At 41.1% G+C, this 17,018-nt stretch carries 18 protein-coding genes; all 18 read left to right on the top strand.

The window, feature by feature from the left end; genetic code table 11:
- Positions 1–48: 48 nt before the first annotated feature.
- The 18 genes from DXB77_RS11615 to DXB77_RS11530 all read left to right on the top strand — a co-directional run bounded on the left by DXB77_RS11615 (position 49) and on the right by DXB77_RS11530 (position 17,018).
- Positions 49–423, top strand: coding sequence for a hypothetical protein (locus DXB77_RS11615; RefSeq protein ID WP_118663310.1), 375 nt, complete (start codon positions 49–51; stop codon positions 421–423).
- A 157-nt stretch (positions 424–580) separates the two neighbouring features.
- Complete coding sequence (locus tag DXB77_RS11610) at positions 581–775, top strand: hypothetical protein (RefSeq protein ID WP_118663308.1); 195 nt, start codon at positions 581–583, stop codon at positions 773–775.
- A gap of 62 nt (positions 776–837) precedes the next feature.
- Positions 838–2,436, top strand: a complete 1,599-nt coding sequence (locus DXB77_RS11605; RefSeq protein ID WP_182439482.1) for a terminase TerL endonuclease subunit — start codon at positions 838–840, stop codon at positions 2,434–2,436.
- A 60-nt stretch (positions 2,437–2,496) separates the two neighbouring features.
- Entirely contained in the window at positions 2,497–3,246 is a 750-nt protein-coding gene (locus tag DXB77_RS11600; protein ID WP_118663306.1) for an HNH endonuclease signature motif containing protein, read from the top strand.
- A gap of 54 nt (positions 3,247–3,300) precedes the next feature.
- Positions 3,301–4,647: a phage portal protein gene (locus DXB77_RS11595; RefSeq protein ID WP_118663304.1), complete on the top strand. Its 1,347-nt coding sequence runs from the start codon at positions 3,301–3,303 to the stop codon at positions 4,645–4,647.
- A complete protein-coding gene (locus tag DXB77_RS11590; RefSeq protein ID WP_118663302.1) occupies positions 4,556–5,401 on the top strand; it encodes a head maturation protease, ClpP-related in 846 nt (281 codons plus the stop codon). The genes DXB77_RS11595 and DXB77_RS11590 overlap by 92 nt, the downstream gene beginning before the upstream one ends.
- A 14-nt stretch (positions 5,402–5,415) precedes the next feature.
- Entirely contained in the window at positions 5,416–6,609 is a 1,194-nt protein-coding gene (locus tag DXB77_RS11585) for a phage major capsid protein (RefSeq protein WP_118663300.1), read from the top strand.
- Between the two features lie 66 nt (positions 6,610–6,675).
- Positions 6,676–6,948, top strand: a complete 273-nt coding sequence (locus DXB77_RS11580; RefSeq protein WP_118663298.1) for a head-tail connector protein — start codon at positions 6,676–6,678, stop codon at positions 6,946–6,948.
- Positions 6,948–7,280: a phage head closure protein gene (locus tag DXB77_RS11575; protein ID WP_118663296.1), complete on the top strand. Its 333-nt coding sequence runs from the start codon at positions 6,948–6,950 to the stop codon at positions 7,278–7,280. Before DXB77_RS11580 ends, DXB77_RS11575 begins: the two co-directional genes overlap by 1 nt.
- Position 7,281: 1 nt before the next feature.
- A complete protein-coding gene (locus DXB77_RS11570; RefSeq protein WP_118663294.1) occupies positions 7,282–7,662 on the top strand; it encodes an HK97 gp10 family phage protein in 381 nt (126 codons plus the stop codon).
- A complete protein-coding gene (locus DXB77_RS11565; RefSeq protein WP_118663292.1) occupies positions 7,662–7,979 on the top strand; it encodes a hypothetical protein in 318 nt (105 codons plus the stop codon). Before DXB77_RS11570 ends, DXB77_RS11565 begins: the two co-directional genes overlap by 1 nt.
- A gap of 14 nt (positions 7,980–7,993) precedes the next feature.
- Positions 7,994–8,602, top strand: coding sequence for a major tail protein (locus tag DXB77_RS11560; protein WP_118663290.1), 609 nt, complete (start codon positions 7,994–7,996; stop codon positions 8,600–8,602).
- 13 nt (positions 8,603–8,615) lie between these two features.
- The gene (locus tag DXB77_RS11555) at positions 8,616–8,993 is read left to right on the top strand and encodes a hypothetical protein (RefSeq protein ID WP_118663288.1); all 378 of its coding nucleotides are present in this window, start codon (positions 8,616–8,618) and stop codon (positions 8,991–8,993) included.
- A gap of 195 nt (positions 8,994–9,188) precedes the next feature.
- Entirely contained in the window at positions 9,189–10,307 is a 1,119-nt protein-coding gene (locus tag DXB77_RS11550) for a hypothetical protein (RefSeq protein WP_118663286.1), read from the top strand.
- Between the two features lie 84 nt (positions 10,308–10,391).
- Positions 10,392–13,322: a phage tail tape measure protein gene (locus DXB77_RS11545; RefSeq protein ID WP_118663284.1), complete on the top strand. Its 2,931-nt coding sequence runs from the start codon at positions 10,392–10,394 to the stop codon at positions 13,320–13,322.
- Positions 13,323–13,324: 2 nt separating this feature from the next.
- Positions 13,325–13,687, top strand: coding sequence for a hypothetical protein (locus DXB77_RS11540; protein WP_117539116.1), 363 nt, complete (start codon positions 13,325–13,327; stop codon positions 13,685–13,687).
- A gap of 12 nt (positions 13,688–13,699) precedes the next feature.
- Entirely contained in the window at positions 13,700–15,916 is a 2,217-nt protein-coding gene (locus DXB77_RS11535; protein ID WP_118663282.1) for a hypothetical protein, read from the top strand.
- Positions 15,909–17,018 carry a hypothetical protein gene (locus DXB77_RS11530; protein WP_118663280.1) on the top strand — a complete coding sequence of 370 codons (1,110 nt, stop codon included), beginning with the start codon at positions 15,909–15,911 and terminating at the stop codon, positions 17,016–17,018. The genes DXB77_RS11535 and DXB77_RS11530 overlap by 8 nt, the downstream gene beginning before the upstream one ends.

Here is a 17,018-nt window from a genome sequence, read left to right as displayed (position 1 = left end):
GTACACATACCGAAAGGGAAAACAGAAAAAAACAGGAGGGCATCAGCCATGAAGAAAATTGAGATTTTAGAGAAAGCAGCAGAAAACAGAACAAGCTACAAGGACATCAATGTGAATTCAACCTTTGGAGCAGCATACTTTTACAGCGAGGAGGCAGGAAACGAACTCATCAATTTTGCCGAGGCCATTTGGGATTACGATATTGACGAGATTATCGAAAACTGCCAAAGATTCGGAATTACAGAATTCACGATTTCAAGCACCTTTTCAAGCCTCATCCTTACGATTGCAGAATTTGAAAAGAAAGGATGCAAATTGCAGGGACTGGTTGAGATAAACAGCAGGCATGACGATTGGAAAGCTTGCTTTGAAGGAAAGCCAAGCGTAAAAGAAAGAATTCCGGCATTCAAATTAAGCCTTTAAGAACCATAACATGGGAGTTCACAGGGACTCCTTTGTTATGTTGATATACACAATAATCTCTCTGAATATCTGGTACATAATCGTATTCCAATAAGTGTGGAAGTACGGTAATGTACACATACCGAAAGGGAAAACAGAGAAAACGGAGGATACGAGCATGACAAGATATGAAAAGGATGTAAAAGAAATACAGGAAGGGAACGAAATCGAGGTTCTCAAAAGAAGGAAGGCAGAACTTGAGGAACTTTATAAGAAAGGCAGATGCGAAAAGAACGGATTCAGAAGACAGTGCATTGCACAGGAGTATGAGAGAAGATTGGCTGAATATGAAAAACTGGATGCCATGATTTGAATTTAAACATAAAGCATTTAAGGGGAACCCACCGGGGTTCCTTTTTTCGTGGAGGTGATCATGTGAGAAAACTGAAAAAATATAAAACGACTAGATTCATGGCAGAGGATTCTCACTATGATAAGTCTGAGGCAGATTTTGCTGTGAATTTTATAGAGAATCTGTGCCACACCAAAGGTACATGGGCTAGGAAGAAGTTCTTGCTGATGGACTGGCAGGAACAGATTATAAGGGATGTATTTGGAACGATAAAGCAGAATGGCTATAGGCAGTTTAACATGGCATATGTGGAAATCCCAAAGAAGAATGGCAAGAGTGAATTGGCGGCTGCCGTGGCATTGTTACTATTATGCGAAGGGGAACAGCGTGGGGAGATATACTCCTGTGCAGCGGATAAGAATCAGGCCAAAATCGTATTTGATGTAGCTGCCGATATGGTGCGTTTTTCAAAACCACTCAGCAAGCGAATCAAAATATATGAGTCACAGAAGAAGCTGGAGTACATTCCGACAAAGAGTACTTATCAAGTGCTGTCAGCTGATGTTTCTAACAAACATGGCTTCAATACACACGGTGTTATCTTTGACGAATTGCACACACAGCCGAACCGTAAATTATATGATGTTATGGTTCAAGGGTCAGGTGATGCAAGAATGCAGCCACTGTATTTCCTTATAACTACTGCCGGAAATAATACAGAAAGCATATGTTATGAAGTGCATCAGAAGGCTTTGGATATTATGGAAGGTCGAAAGCATGACAGCACATTTTATCCTGTGATATTCGGTGCAGGAGTTGATGAGGATTGGACAGACCCAGAAGTTTGGAAGAAAGCCAATCCGTCACTTGGGGAAACAATCGGAATCGATAAGGTCGAAGCTGCCTGTGAATCAGCAAGGCAGAATCCGGGAGAGGAGAATGCATTCCGCCAGTTAAGGCTGAATCAATGGGTAAAGCAGAGTATCCGATGGATGCCAATGGAGAAATGGGATGCCTGTGCATTCCCTGTTAACGAGGATGACCTTGAGGGACGTGTATGTTATGGAGGACTTGACCTTTCAAGCACCACCGACCTTACTTCGTTCTGCCTTGTGTTCCCGCCGGAAGATGAAGAAGGAAAATATTATGTACTTCCTTACTTCTGGCTCCCAGAAGAAACGCTCGACCTGCGTGTACGAAGAGATCATGTAAATTATGATATCTGGGAAAAGCAGGGATATATACAGACCACGGAAGGCAATGTAGTCCATTATGGATTTATAGAAAAATTCATAGAACATCTGGGTGAGCGGTTCAATATCCGTGAGATTGCATTCGATAGGTGGGGAGCAGTACAGATGGTACAGAACCTTGAAGGAATGGGATTTAATGTTGTGGCTATGGGACAGGGATTTGCATCCATGTCACCGCCTACCAAGGAACTCATGAAACTGGTGCTTGAACAGAGGATAGCCCACGGAGGGCATCCAGTCCTTCGGTGGAACATGGATAACATATACATCCGTACAGACCCTGCCGGAAACATTAAGGCAGATAAGTCAAAATCAACAGAAAAGATAGATGGAGCCATAGCCTGTATTATGGCGTTAGATAGAGCAATCCGTTGTGGTAATGAATCAATGGAATCTGTTTACGATAAAAGGGGATTATTGATTTTTTAGTGACTTGTGAGTTGAATTTGATATAATTAATAATAAATTCAATTTGCGAGGAGAAAAAATATGACGATAGATATGAAATATTTTAATGTTTATTATTTTTGTCAGTTGGCAAATGAGAGCATGGGAAAATTTGAATATATTCGAACTAATGCTGAATTTAGGGAAAATTTATTTATTGATGAGATTAAGGATTTCCCTAAGATATCTGTATTAAGAGAATATTGTAGTTGGTTGATAGACAGGGTGTTTTATGAACAAGCAAAATATATTAGCCAATATGGTGAGGTCGTAGATTTTAACCCGATCAGTTGGATAATACAAGCAGCAAAAAAATATTATGAAATAACAGTTGAATACAAGATCTGTGATAAAGAGGAAGATTTTGAGGACAATTTTACGAATTTTGTTGACTATCTTGGAGATGAATATGATGATTTATATTGGAATATTATTGAAAGAATAGCAACTGAGGTTGAATATATTCTGTTCCAGAATAGAGAATTTCTTCTTAGATTTAATCAAGAAATTGCAGTTTCTTTTGAAGAAAATAATGTAAAAAGGGCGTATATGCCAGAATGGGTAAAACGAGCTATTTTATTTAGAGATAAAGGGCGTTGTGTTTTTTGTAAAAAAGATTTAACAGGTTTATATACATTATTGGATGATGGGGATAAGCAATTTGATCATATAGTTTCACTAGATGAAGGTGGAATCAATGATGTTTGTAATATTCAACTTACTTGTCAGGATTGTAACTTAAAAAAATTAAATTCAAGTAGTACAAGTTCATTATATCAAAGTGCTTATTAGTGTTTATCTAGCACCTGCCCTATAAGCAGGTGCTTTTTTGAAAGGATGATTAATATGGGAATTCTTAGTGGATTATTGAAATCGAGGGATGCACCAAAGAACAGAACTGCAGGCAGTGCCTACAGTTTTTTTATTGGACAGAGTGCAGCCGGGAAAAGGGTAAATGAGCGAAGTGCCATGCAGACATCGGCAGTTTATGCCTGTGTGCGTGTTATTTCAGAATCTGTGGCAAGCCTGCCACTTCATGTTTACAGATACAACAAGAATGGTGGAAAGGAAAAGGCGTTAGACCATCCTTTATATCATCTGCTGCATGATGAACCGAACCCGGAAATGACAGCCTATTCATTCTTTGAGGTTGCTCTGACACATCTGCTGTTATGGGGAAACTCGTATAGCCAGATTATCAGAAATGGAAAGGGAGAAGTCCTTGGGCTGTATCCACTCATGCCAGACAGAATGAATGTGGACAGGGATGATAAAGGAAATATTTATTATGAATATTCAGTAAGTTCTGATGATGCACCTACCAATAAAGCAGGAACTGTAAGGCTAAAGCCAGAAGATGTTCTTCATGTTCCGGGGCTTTCCTTTGATGGTCTTGTAGGATATTCACCTATTGCGATGGCAAAAAATGCCATAGGTCTGGGAATTGCAGCCGAGGAGTATGGCAGTAAATTCTATGCAAACGGGGCTGCACCAAGCGGTGTGCTTGAACATCCGGGAACATTAAAAGACCCTTCGAAGGTAAGGGAAAGCTGGACACAGACATTTGGCGGTTCATCCAATTCCAACAAGGTGGCAGTTCTGGAAGAGGGAATGAAGTATACACCGATTTCCATAAATCCGTCTGAGGCACAGTTCCTTGAAACAAGGAATTTTCAGATATCAGAGATTGCAAGGATATACAGAGTTCCGGCTCACATGATTGGACAGCTTGATAAAGCAACCTTTTCCAATATTGAACAGCAGTCTTTGGAGTTTGTTGTGTATACACTCCGCCCTTGGATTACAAGACTGGAGCAGGCAATGGTACGCAGACTTTTGTCGGAAGAGGAGAAGAAAGACTATTTTATTAAGTTTAATGTGGATGGTCTCCTTCGTGGAGATTATCAGAGCAGAATGAATGGGTATGCAACAGCAAGGCAGAATGGCTGGATGTCTGCAAATGATATCCGGGAACTGGAGAACCTTGACAGGATACCCGCTGAACTTGGTGGGGATTTATACCTCATCAATGGAAATATGACAAAACTTGAAGATGCAGGAATTTTTGCAGATTCAGCACAAAAAGAAGAGGAGGATTCCGATGAAGAACAAGAAGTTCTGGAACTGGAAGAGCAGGAAAACGCTCAACCGGGAAACAAACGAGGAAATCGTAGAAAGAGTTCTCAGCCTTAACGGAACCATCGCAGAGGAGTCGTGGTTTGACGATGATGTCACTCCACAGCTTTTTAAGGATGAATTAAATGCCGGAAGTGGTGATATCACTGTATGGATCAATTCACCGGGAGGTGACTGTGTGGCGGCGGCTCAAATCTACAATATGCTCGCAGATTACAAGGGGAATGTCACAGTAAAGATTGACGGTATTGCAGCTTCGGCAGCATCCGTGATTGCAATGGCAGGTGACAATGTACTTATGTCCCCGGTTTCAATGATGATGATCCACAACCCTGCGACAGTAGCATTCGGGGACCATACCGAGATGGCAAAAGCCATCGAAATGCTCGAAGGGGTTAAGGACTCTATCATAAATGCCTATTCCTTAAAGACGGGAATGTCGAGGGCAAAGTTATCAAGGCTTATGGATGCTGAAACATGGATGGATGCAACCAAGGCGGTGGAACTTGGATTTGCTGATGATATCATCACAAAAAATGAGTTCCCTAAAAAAGAAGATGATGAGCCGGATGAAGATGGCGATTCTGATAAAGAAAGCACCGAAGAGGATGAGAAAAAGAAATCATCCAATTCAGTGCTTTTTTCACGCAAAGCTGTAAACAATGCACTTCTTAATAAGCTGGAAGAGCATTACAGAAAGCCAAGCGTGGATGTTGCAGGGCAGGCAAAAATCCCCGCCACGAATGTAACTGACGGTGTATCTGCCAAAGAAATCAGAGACCGTCTGGATCTTATCAAAAAGTATATTTAAGGAGGACTGCGATTATGACAGTACAGGAATTAGTTGACAAGAGAGCCAAGGCATGGGAGATGGCTAAGGAATTTGTAAATACCCATGAGGATAAGAATGGCAATTTATCTGCTGAGGATGCTGCGACATACAGCAGAATGGAGGCTGATATCGAGGAACTTACCAATTCCATCGACAGACAGCAGAGAGCCGAGAGAAGGGAGCAGGAACTTTCCAAGCCTGTGAATTCCCCTATTACAGGAAAGCCTTATAAGGATGGGCCACAGGGCAAGGTAAAGACAGGCCGTGCATCTGATGAGTATAAGAAGGCTATGTTAAATGCAATCCGCAGCAACTTCAGACAGGTTTCCAATGTATTACAGGAAGGTGTGGATGCAGATGGTGGTTATCTTGTGCCAGAAGAGTATGACCACAGACTGATTGATGTTCTTACAGAGGAGAATATCATGAGAGAAATTGCGACCAAAATTACTACTTCCGGGGAGCATAAGATTAACATCGCAGCTACAAAACCGGCTGCAGCATGGATTGAGGAAGGAGCAGCTCTTTCATTTGGAAATGCTACATTTGACCAGATGATTCTGGATGCATATAAGCTTCATGTTGCTATCAAGATCACAGAGGAACTTCTGTATGATTCTGCTTTCCCTCTTGAGAACTACATTATCACAGAGTTTGGTAAGGCGCTCGGAAATGCAGAAGAGGATGCATTCCTTAATGGAGATGGCAAGGGCAAGCCTACAGGTATTTTCAATGCAACAGATGGTGGACATCTTGCAGGAACACTTACGGCAGCACTTAAGTCTGATGACCTCTTTGACCTTGTTTATGCTTTGAAGAGACCTTACCGTAAGAATGCATCCTTTATTATGAACGATGCTACATTAGCACAGCTTCGTAAGTTAAAGGATAACAACGGGGCATACATCTGGCAGCCATCATACCAGGCAGGAGAGCCGGACAGAGTTCTTGGCTACCAGGTACGAACATCTGCTTATGCACCTGCAGATGCGATTTCCTTCGGTGATTATAAGTATTACAACATCGGTGACCGTGGAACCCGTTCCTTCAAGCAGCTCAATGAACTCTTTGCAGGAAACGGCATGATCGGTATGGTGGCTAAGGAGCGTGTGGATGGTAAGTTAGTACTTCCAGAAGCAGTGCAGATTCTTAAGCTGAAGTCCGATGCACAGGCAGGAAAAGCCTAAGAGAACCAATGGGGCAGAGTGACAAACAGTTGCTCTGCCTTTAAAGATTTATGGAGGTGTAACAGAATGATTTCTCTTGATGAAATGAAAAATTATCTTCGGATTGATTTTGACGATGATGATACACTTCTTGAAAATCTGATTGTCTCATCAGAGCGTCTGTGTATGGACATTGCCAGAATAAAAAGCAAGGCTGTATTTGAGAAAAAGGAAAATGCAAAGATAGCAGTCATGTATGCGGTGGCATATCAGTATGAGCATCGTGAGGACTGCGACCATCATGCACTTGCCATGTCGCTCCGTTCCATGCTTTCTGGGATTAGAAAGGCGGGATTCTGATGGAAGTAGCACTTTTAAATGTACGGATAACATTTCAGAAGGATGAGGTCGTAACAGATGCTATCGGAAACCATAAAAACAGGTGGACAGACTATTATTCGTGTTATGCCACGGTAAGCGGTGAGAGTGGTTCGGAAAAAAGTGTGGTAGCCAATACGCTGTATGAATCAGACCTTGCTTTTACAGTCCGTTACTGTAAGATGCTCGCCTGTGCTGACAGCACAAAACTCCGTATTTTATTTAATGGGGAACTTTATGATATTACATTTATTGACCACATGAATTACAAGAATAAATGCTTGAAATTCAGATGCAGGAAAGTGAGGAGATAGCATGGCAAATGTACAGATTGATAATTTGGCATCCGAAGTCATGAAAGGACTTATGGAATATAAAGACCTTGTTACCTCGGATATGAAGGTGGCTGTGAGAAAAGCAGGACGATCAGTGAAAAAAGACATCCAGGCAAATGCTCCAAAGAAAACAGGTGCCTACTCGAAGAGTTGGAAGGTCAGTACAACAAAAGAGACTTCTGAATCTTTGGAACTTACAGTACATTCCCCAAAGAAATATCAGCTTGCACATCTGCTTGAGAAAGGTCATGCAAAAAGGGGCGGTGGAAGGACAAAGGCAGTCCCACATATCGCACCCGCTGAAGAAAGTGCTGTCAAACAACTGGAGTCTGATATTAAAAAGGCAATTGGAGGTTCATGATGGATGCATTAGTGAAAATCATAGAAGAAATGGGGATTCCCTTTGCATATGACCATTTTGCAGAGGGAGAAAGTCCCGACCCACCATTTTTGTGTTACCTGTTGCCGGGTAGTGATAACTTCGCAGCCGATGGCAAGGTTTATTACAAAATGAGTGAAGTAAGGATTGAACTGTACACAGATTTCAAGGATGTGTCCTTGGAAGAAAAAGTAACTGCCGTGCTTGATAACCACGGTATTTTTTATGAGCAGTCGGAGGTATGGATAGAGGAAGAAAAACTCTATGAGGTAGCCTTCGAGTTTGCCATGCCAGTATGAAGGAGGATATAAAGATGGCTAATAAAAAGAATAAAGTCAAGTTTAATATCTGCAATGTACATTACGCACCGATTACTGTTGCAGAGGAAGGCACGGTCAGTTTTGGAACTCCTGTACCGATGCCGGGTGCAGTATCCATCAGCATGGATCCGACAGGTGAGCCGGAATCATTCTATGCAGATGGTATTGAGTATTATGTAATCAACAACAATCAGGGATATGATGGTGACCTTGAACTTGCCATGATTCCTGAGTCATTCCGCACAGATATCTTAAAAGAGGAACAGGATGCCAATAAGGTCCTTGTCGAGAATGCAAATTCTGAAACAGGTAGCTTTGCACTTCTGTTTGAATTTGATGGAGATATCAGAAAAATCCGTCATGTGCTTTATAACTGTACGGCATCCCGTCCAACAATTGAGTCTAAGACCAATGAGGATGAGAAGGAAGTACAGACAGAGACACTTACCATAAAGGCAAGACCGATGGCAGACGGATATGTTAAGGCTAAGACAGGTGATGCCACTACTGATACAGTTTATAACAACTGGTACAAGAGTGTATATCAGCCAATAGCGGCCGCTGAACAGCAGTCTGTAAAATCAGCCAAGGTTGTATCTTAAGGAGGAGCAGGATATGGGAATCAGAAAAGATATAGAGATTGACGGACAGAAGGTTGCATTCAAAGCGAGTGCAGCCATCCCACGAATCTACAGATTAAAGTTTCAGAGGGATATTTATAAAGATCTTGCCGTGCTTGAGAAAAGTATCGGTGATGGAAAGGAAGAGTCATCAAATCTGGATATGTTCTCACTTGAGATGTTTGAAAACATAGCTTTTATCATGGCCAAACACGCAGACCCATCCATCCCGGACACTCCAGAAGAGTGGCTTGATAATTTCAATACATTCTCTATTTACCAGGTTCTTCCACAGCTGATTGAACTTTGGGGACTGAATGTAAAAACGGATGTTGAATCTAAAAAAAAGTTCGCCCAACTGAGCGTGAAATGACAACCCCGTTGTTTTTGCTTCGCTGTGTGCAGTTAGGCTTATCGATGGCAGATCTTGATATGGTGTCGATAGGTCTTATCAATGATATGTATGCAGAGAGCAGAAACGATGACTGTAAATATGCAGAACTTGCAACGCAGGAAGATTTCGACAGATTTTAGTTTTCATGATAAAATTAATCATGGAGGTGGTTGCATGGATGAGAAAAAAAGTTCTGAATTAGAATGCTTGAATTCAGCTATAGATTTTGGAATGAGACATGGTACAGATGAAACCAAGAGAATATTGGAAATTCATGATTGTGAGGATATAGAGTGTGATGAACGTCCAGATTTTATAAGACGGAATGAAAAATACAATTGCCTATTGGGAATAGAACATTTTAGAGTTGATCATTTTGTAAAGAAGAAAAGGGGAAAAGTCCAGTCTACAGGTGTCATGAATAAAAAGGAAATTAGTGATGTATACAATACCCATAAGGAATCGGTATTGGCATCAGATGTAGTGCCGGGAGAAGCTATTGATGATCTTATGAAAACTGTTTCAAACCAAATAGAGCGGAAGAGCAAAGCAACCTACAAAAATTTTCTGACTTCATTTGAAAGCAGTTTGAGAAAACATCAAAATAGTGTCGATGTTTATAAAGAAAAACTTGAACAGATAAAGAATAGTGAAGATATTTCTATAACTTTTTTAATTGAGGTATACACAGATTTTAGCGAGTTATTCTTAAACAGATATAGCACGAAAAAGATGAATCTGGGTGGTCTTATGCCCTTTTTTAAAGATGTAGTAAATATGATAAGTAACATAAGCTGTGATCAAGTACATTATTACATTTTTTATTTAAAGAATTATAGCGGTAGCAAAGAAGAAGTTTATGCTTTTGATAATTCAGATTTAATGGATTCATTTAGAAAGCAGAATATTGATATCTACGAATATACGGGGATTGATATGTATGTTGAACCATTCAAATCAGTTGAAAATATAAAATTTCAAAATGACGGATTTGATAGAAATGATGATAAAATAACAATGAATTTTATGGCAGATTTTTCAGAAATGGATTTCAAAAATAGGATAGCTTTGATTTTTACATCTGCTAAGCAGGCACTTAAATTTAAAAAATTAAATGTAAAATATGCTTGCGATAAACATACAATGGAATTTGTTTATGTATATGGGGATCATGTATGTGGATGGCAGACGGCAAGAGGAGAACAGAATTTATATACACCGACAATCCGTCCAATGAGTCAAAGGATGTGTGAAAATAGATATAAACAGTTTGAAGAAAAATTCAAAAAATAAAAGTAAAATAATATTCCTTAGTTAAGGGCATCAACTTCGGTTGGTGCTTTTTTTGTACCCATTTTTAGGAGGAGGTGAGAATTCATGGCAAGCCGTATACAGGGAATTACCGTAGAAATCGGTGGTGATACAACTAAATTACAGAATGCCCTTAAAGGTGTGAATGGACAGATCAAGACTACCCAGTCGCAGTTGAAGGATGTTAACAAACTGCTGAAACTGGATCCGGGCAATACGGAACTTTTGGCACAGAAGCATAAACTGCTTGCCGAGGCTGTTGGCGAAACAAAAGAAAAACTGGCAACCTTAAAGACGGCAGCAGAACAGGCAAATACAGCACTTGCCAATGGAGAAATCTCACAAGAACAGTATGATGCCCTTCAAAGAGAAATAGTAGAGACAGAGCAGGATTTGAAGAACCTTGAAACACAGGCAAATCAGTCAGCTACGGCAGTCCAGAAGATAGCCACAGCCGGAGAAAAGTTAAAAACTACAGGAGATAACATTTCCTCTGCCGGACAGAAATTATTACCCGTTACAGCAGGGGTTACTGCTTTAGGAACTGCATCAGTTACTACGGCTGCCAATTTTGAATCTTCCATGTCACAGGTACAGGCAACAATGGGAATCACAAAAGATTCCATGTCTAAGGTAAATGGGCAGTCAGTAAATACAATGGATACACTTTCCAAACTGGCAAAGAAGATGGGTGCAGAAACTGCATTCTCCGCATCAGAGTGTGCCGAGGCTCTTAATTATCTGGCTCTTGCAGGATATGACACACAGCAGATGTGCGATACTCTGCCAACAGTACTTAATCTGGCAGCTGCGGGTGATATTCAGCTTGCATCTGCATCGGATATGGTAACGGATGCCATGTCAGCCCTTGGTATGGGAGTTGATGAGGCAGGAACGATGGTAGACCAGATGGCAAAGACAGCATCTACCACAAATACATCCGTGGCACAGTTAGGAGAAGGTATTCTTACCATTGGTGCAACAGCAAAATCCATTAAGGGTGGAACAGCAGAACTGAATACTGCTCTTGGTATCCTCGCCAATAATGGTATCAAAGGTGCAGAAGGTGGTACGCATCTTCGTAACATCATTCTATCATTGCAGAGTCCGACCGATGCAGCCGCCAAGCAGATGGAGGCATTAGGAATATCCGTATATGATTCGGAAGGAAACATGAGAAGTCTGAATGATATCCTTGGAGATTTGAACACTTCTATGGATGGCATGACATCAGCTGAAAAGTCAAATATCATCAGTACGATTTTCAACAAGACAGACCTTTCTTCCGTAAATGCTTTACTTGCCAATACGGGAAGTACATGGGATGACCTTCAACAGAAGATTACAGACAGCGGTGGGGCTGCACAGCAGATGGCAGATACACAGCTTGATAACCTACAGGGACAGATTACCATTCTAAAATCTGCCTTAGAGGGACTTGCCATTTCGTTTGGAGAACTGCTGATGCCTGCCATCAAGCAGATTGTTGGATGGGTTCAGAAGTTCGTTGATTTCCTAAACAGCCTTGATGAGGGAACAAAGAAAACTGTTGTCACCATAGCACTTCTGGCGGCGGCTCTCGGCCCTGTACTGATAGTCATTGGAAAAGTGATATCGGCAGTAGGTACGATCATGACAATTGTTCCAAAGATTGCCGGAGTTATCAATACAGTTAAGGGAGCATTTGCAGCACTTAATACGACAATGCTTGCAAATCCAATCGTTCTTATTATCGCAGCCATAGCAGCACTTGTGGCTGCTTTTATTTACCTCTGGAACAACTGTGACGGATTCCGTCAGTTCTGGATCGACCTTTGGGAGAATGTAAAACAGGTTGCTATTACAGTATGGAATGCAATCAAGGAGTTCTTCTCACAGGTGTGGGAGGCAATCAAGACGATTTTCTCTACAGTATTTGAAGTAATAAAAACCCTTGTGACAACTTATTTCAATCTGTACAAGACGATTATCGAGACTGTCATCAATGTGATAAAGACAGTTATCACAACAGTATGGGAGGCAATCAAAGGTGTGTTTACTACAGTCTTTGAAGTGATAAAGACCATAGTGACAACCTACTTTAATATATACAAGACCATCATCCAGACAGTACTGACGGTCATTCAGACTGTGATAACAACAGTATGGAATACCATAAAAACTGTGATTACCACGGTGCTTAATGCAATCAAAACAGTATTTTCTACGATATGGAATGCCATCAAGACCATAATTAGTGCAGTAATCAGTGGTATTAAGGGGCTGATTACAGGAGATTTTACTGCTGTAAAAAATTCCATTACCACGATAATGAACACGATCAAGAGCACGATATCGACCATCTGGAATACCATCAAATCCACGGTTTCCACAGTTCTTGGAGCAATCAAAAGTGCTGTAACATCTGTGTTCACTGGCATCGTGAATGCTGTTAAAGGTGCGATGGGAAATGTGTTAAATGCAGTAAAGACAGGATTTTCCAATGTGAAAAGCCATATCACGGGACTTGCTTCACAGGCATTTACATGGGGTAAAGACCTCATTATGGGAATTGTGAATGGCATAAAAAGCTGTATTGGTGCAGTAGGAGATGCCGTTAAGAGCGTGGCTGATAAGATCAAGTCATTCTTACATTTCTCTGTGCCGGATGAAGGACCACTTACGGATTATGAATCATGGATGCCTGACTTTATGGGAGGACTTGCAAAAGGAATCGAAAAGAGTAAAGGCATGGTGGCAAAGGCAATCGAAGGTGTGTCGCAGGATATGATAGTGAGTCCAAATGTAAGCGGAATGGAGACCGTTGCAGGAATGCAACCTTCTGAACAGTCATCTACAGGGATTGCAGGCATGATGTCAGCAGTCACATCTGCGATTAAAGACATGAAGGGGGATTCCGGGGATATTGTTATCCCTGTGTACCTTGGTGGAACGATGCTTGATGAAGTGATCGTATCGGCACAGCAGAGGGCAAATCTGAGAAGTGGAGGAAGATAAGGATGGCATTTATACAGTACTTAAAATTCGATGAAACGAATCTTCCTCTGCCGGATTCCTATGATCTTGATATTTCGGATGTGGAGGCAGATTCATCTGGGGAGACAGAAGCAGGAACAACACAGAGGGATGTGGTAAGGACAGGAGTTATTTCCATAGCAGTTTCTTTTTCTGTTTCCCCTAAGTGGTTAAAGCTACTGACGGCATATAGTAAAAGGTCAAAAATTGCTGTGAAGTATTTTGATACGGAAGAACTGAATCTGAAAGATGCAGAAATGTATATTACAGGATTTAAAGCAAAACTGGAAAAGGACACAAGTTACAAAGGATTGTGGACGGTGTCATTTACATTGAAAGAGTATTAGAGGAGTGGTTTTATGTACCCGGTTTCAAAAGAATATCAGAAAGCCATTAGTGAGTCATCACGTTCATTCTTTTGGACGGGGATGATTACCACTAAGGCAGGCAAAAAATATACATTTGGGAATAAGGACATTGTAAAGGGTTCCGGCTATATCAGCAGACAATGCTCCGGCTCGTCAGAGATTGAACTCGGATCTGTGTATGCAGCTGAACTTGGAATCTCTCTTTTTTCAGATATTGACAGATACAGTCTGGAAGATGCATCTATAACAGTTTCTTTTCATCTGAAGGTTGGTGATGCTTATGAGGAAGTTCCGATGGGGATTTTTTATATTGCAGAGGCAAACAGAAAGATAAAGACACTTGAGTTAAAGGCATATGATACAATGCTGAATCTGGATAAGAATTTCAACAAAGGTCTGTCGAGTGCATTCCCATATGATTTCTTATCTCTGCTTTCCAAAGCGTGTCATGTAGAACTGGCACAGACGAAAGAGGAGATAGAGGCACTTACAAATGGAACAGAACTGCTTGGTATATACCAGGAAAACGATATCGAGACATGGAGGGATTTTTTATATTATCTGGCACAGGCACTCGGATGTTTTTCTACCATAGACCGTGATGGAAAGCTGAGACTTATACAATATGGCATTACTGATAACAAGACGGTAGACAGCAGACACAGATTTTCAAGTACATTTTCAGATTTTGTGACAAGGTACACGGCAGTAAGTTCTACAAATAAAAAGACGGATATCGCAGAGTATTATTCGGTTAAGCCAGATGATGGTCTGACGATGAATCTGGGGGTAAATCCATTACTGCAGTTTGGCTTGGAAGAAAAGCGTAAGAGGATCATAAACAATATCCTGTCTGCCATTACTGTAGTAAATTATGTGCCGTTTGACTCGGACACCATTGGTGACCCGGCTCTTGATCTGGGGGATGTCATCAAATTTACGGGCGGTCATGCTGATGAAACAAAAAGGTCTGCCATCACATCCATTGAAACAAAGATAAACGGAAAGCAGACAATAAAGTGTGTTGGGAAGAATCCGAGACTTGCAAGTGCTAAGAGCAAGAATGACAAGAATATCGCAGGCCTTGAGAGTTCCATGAATGAGAACAAACTCAGCATATACACTTATGTGAATGCCTTAAAAATAGGGATTGGTACTGAGAAAACATCCATAATCAATATAGAATTTGCATCCGGGGATGAGACAAATGCAGAATTTCACGCAGAAGTCATACTGGACGTAAAATCCAATACCGTAAGCAGGAAGGTCGATGCAGAAACAACGATAGAGATTGGAGAAGAAAACAAAGTCATTTCAATCCCTGTCAACTGGACGGATGATGGAAAGACACTTCTAAAGGCATATTATGTGCTTGATGGGAAGGAAGTGGAGCAGTTCCATCCATCGGAGACATGGTTTAGCGGAAAGCATCTGCTGAATCTGTATTATCCGATTATAGAAATGAAAGCCAATGAACTTCATACCTTTGAGGTGCTGATAGAACTTACGAATGGAACAGCAACGATTGAATCACAAAATGCAATGGCAACCATATCAGGACAGGGACTTGGTGCACAGGAAAGATGGGATGGAAGGATTACGATTGATGAAGAAATCAAGATGGTTGAACTTTCTGGACTTCCTACAAATACGCTCCATGACAAGGTTGTGGCTGCATTTATTACACCGAAGAAAACAGGTATTACACAGCCTATGGATTCCATCAGAATGACAGGTCTTATGGTGCGGGAGTTTTATGATAATATTTTCTTCTTTGTACCGATTGTAAGGGATGTGATCGAAACTGCTGACAGGGATAAGATGGTGTACGAAAGAGCCTATGTGGAGGATGATAAGCAGTTCCGGCTCCAAAAGAGTTACTTCCTAAGTGGCGGTAATTATATCATCATGGACAGGGGAAGAGCCATCAGTCTTACGATTGATACAGAACCTTTCCAGGAACTTACGGATATTAAAATACAGACCTTTGAAACTGCACCATTTGTGAATAAACATAAGACAAAGGCTGGGGAACTGGCAACAAACCATTATACCAGACTTTCATCCGGGCAGATGGTACTTATCCAGGATTACAAAGAAAGGATAAAGGGAGTTGTGGAAGAACTGGATAAGGGAACGATGGCATCCTTTGACCTTGGATTTGATAAATTTGATGAAGTAATGACATTGGAGGTGCATAATGGCTGATTATGTTATGTTGGAAGATATATTTGAAACAACAGAAAATATGACTGTTTTGCGTGATAACAGTTATAACGATGATGGCACAGATACGGTAGCAGGTGTTGACTGGTTTAAGTTCCGGGAAACAACGGCTGCCAATTTTTATGTCAGCGGTAATACATGGATTGGCATAGGACAGAACTCCGAACAGCTTAAGATCAGCCGGAGGGATGCTGACCTTTATACGCTGAAAAGAGAGGAAGGAACTCTGCTTTCAAACTATAAATTCTTCCGTATCAGATGGGAGGGCTATAGCGTTCATGGAAATAACAATGCATCGACCAGACTTATTTGGGATGCGTTATTTTTTGATACAGGGGATATTGTCCTGTATTTTATTGAAGTTCCGACCTCTGCATCCAATATTGGGGAATGTGTTCTTTACACAAAATCAAAGAACATATCATTCTCGATTGCAAAGGGAAAGACTGTTACATTCCTTCATCAGGACGATGTTGGAAATGAGTATGAATTGTCTGATGAGCCGCCTGTATTTTTAGACCCATATAACCGCAGGTATCTGTTTAAGAATGAAGAGGGAGTGCTTTATACCATTGCAGATGATGTACTTGCTCCTCTTGAAGAAACGGAACTGACAGCAGAATTGTTTGAAATGCATGGTATCCCAGACCTGCCGGATGGGAATGTACTTCTGGGACTAAAAAATCCAACCATCCTTTACTGGCATGATTCCTATAACCGATTCCCAGATATGAAGATCAGTTACAAAGGAGTACCGAAACCACAGGTGATTTATTCAGAAAATGTTGATATGTCGGATGCGAGCATCCTTGGAATAGAAAAAGTTACCTGCGACTGTGATGAGAAGTGCCTGTTTGCTGTGTCCTTCGATAACGGAGAAACATGGCTCGGCTATGTAAATAATAACTGGGTAAAATTCACGGATGAATCATCTGGGATGTCCAAGGCAGCGATTGAGGCTGTCAGTTCTGATGCGTGGGCAGAAAAAGCAACAACGGGAATGATAAAGTACAGATTTGTCTTAAGCGGTGCAGATGGTTTTATCACAAATGTGATCACAGACTTTTTGAATACGGAGGAATAG

Source organism: Clostridium sp. OM05-9 (assembly GCF_003481465.1).
Taxonomy (GTDB): Bacteria; Bacillota; Clostridia; order Lachnospirales; family Lachnospiraceae; genus Coprococcus; species Coprococcus ammoniilyticus.
The sequence above is the reverse complement of the archived record's forward strand: the minus strand, read 5'-3'. Positions and strand labels throughout refer to the sequence as shown.

Excerpts from the sequence above, each read along its gene's own strand:
- DXB77_RS11555 (WP_118663288.1), top strand. The coding sequence starts at position 8,616 with ATGGGAATCAGAAAAGATATAGAGATTGACGGACAGAAGGTTGCATTC.
- DXB77_RS11580 (WP_118663298.1), top strand. The coding sequence starts at position 6,676 with ATGATTTCTCTTGATGAAATGAAAAATTATCTTCGGATTGATTTTGAC.
- DXB77_RS11590 (WP_118663302.1), top strand. The coding sequence starts at position 4,556 with ATGAAGAACAAGAAGTTCTGGAACTGGAAGAGCAGGAAAACGCTCAAC.
- DXB77_RS11585 (WP_118663300.1), top strand. The coding sequence starts at position 5,416 with ATGACAGTACAGGAATTAGTTGACAAGAGAGCCAAGGCATGGGAGATG.
- DXB77_RS11595 (WP_118663304.1), top strand. The coding sequence starts at position 3,301 with ATGGGAATTCTTAGTGGATTATTGAAATCGAGGGATGCACCAAAGAAC.
- DXB77_RS11610 (WP_118663308.1), top strand. The coding sequence starts at position 581 with ATGACAAGATATGAAAAGGATGTAAAAGAAATACAGGAAGGGAACGAA.
- DXB77_RS11600 (WP_118663306.1), top strand. The coding sequence starts at position 2,497 with ATGACGATAGATATGAAATATTTTAATGTTTATTATTTTTGTCAGTTG.
- DXB77_RS11540 (WP_117539116.1), top strand. The coding sequence starts at position 13,325 with ATGGCATTTATACAGTACTTAAAATTCGATGAAACGAATCTTCCTCTG.
- DXB77_RS11560 (WP_118663290.1), top strand. The coding sequence starts at position 7,994 with ATGGCTAATAAAAAGAATAAAGTCAAGTTTAATATCTGCAATGTACAT.
- DXB77_RS11545 (WP_118663284.1), top strand. The coding sequence starts at position 10,392 with ATGGCAAGCCGTATACAGGGAATTACCGTAGAAATCGGTGGTGATACA.
- DXB77_RS11550 (WP_118663286.1), top strand. The coding sequence starts at position 9,189 with ATGGATGAGAAAAAAAGTTCTGAATTAGAATGCTTGAATTCAGCTATA.
- DXB77_RS11575 (WP_118663296.1), top strand. The coding sequence starts at position 6,948 with ATGGAAGTAGCACTTTTAAATGTACGGATAACATTTCAGAAGGATGAG.
- DXB77_RS11535 (WP_118663282.1), top strand. The coding sequence starts at position 13,700 with ATGTACCCGGTTTCAAAAGAATATCAGAAAGCCATTAGTGAGTCATCA.
- DXB77_RS11565 (WP_118663292.1), top strand. The coding sequence starts at position 7,662 with ATGGATGCATTAGTGAAAATCATAGAAGAAATGGGGATTCCCTTTGCA.
- DXB77_RS11570 (WP_118663294.1), top strand. The coding sequence starts at position 7,282 with ATGGCAAATGTACAGATTGATAATTTGGCATCCGAAGTCATGAAAGGA.
- DXB77_RS11530 (WP_118663280.1), top strand. The coding sequence starts at position 15,909 with ATGGCTGATTATGTTATGTTGGAAGATATATTTGAAACAACAGAAAAT.
- DXB77_RS11615 (WP_118663310.1), top strand. The coding sequence starts at position 49 with ATGAAGAAAATTGAGATTTTAGAGAAAGCAGCAGAAAACAGAACAAGC.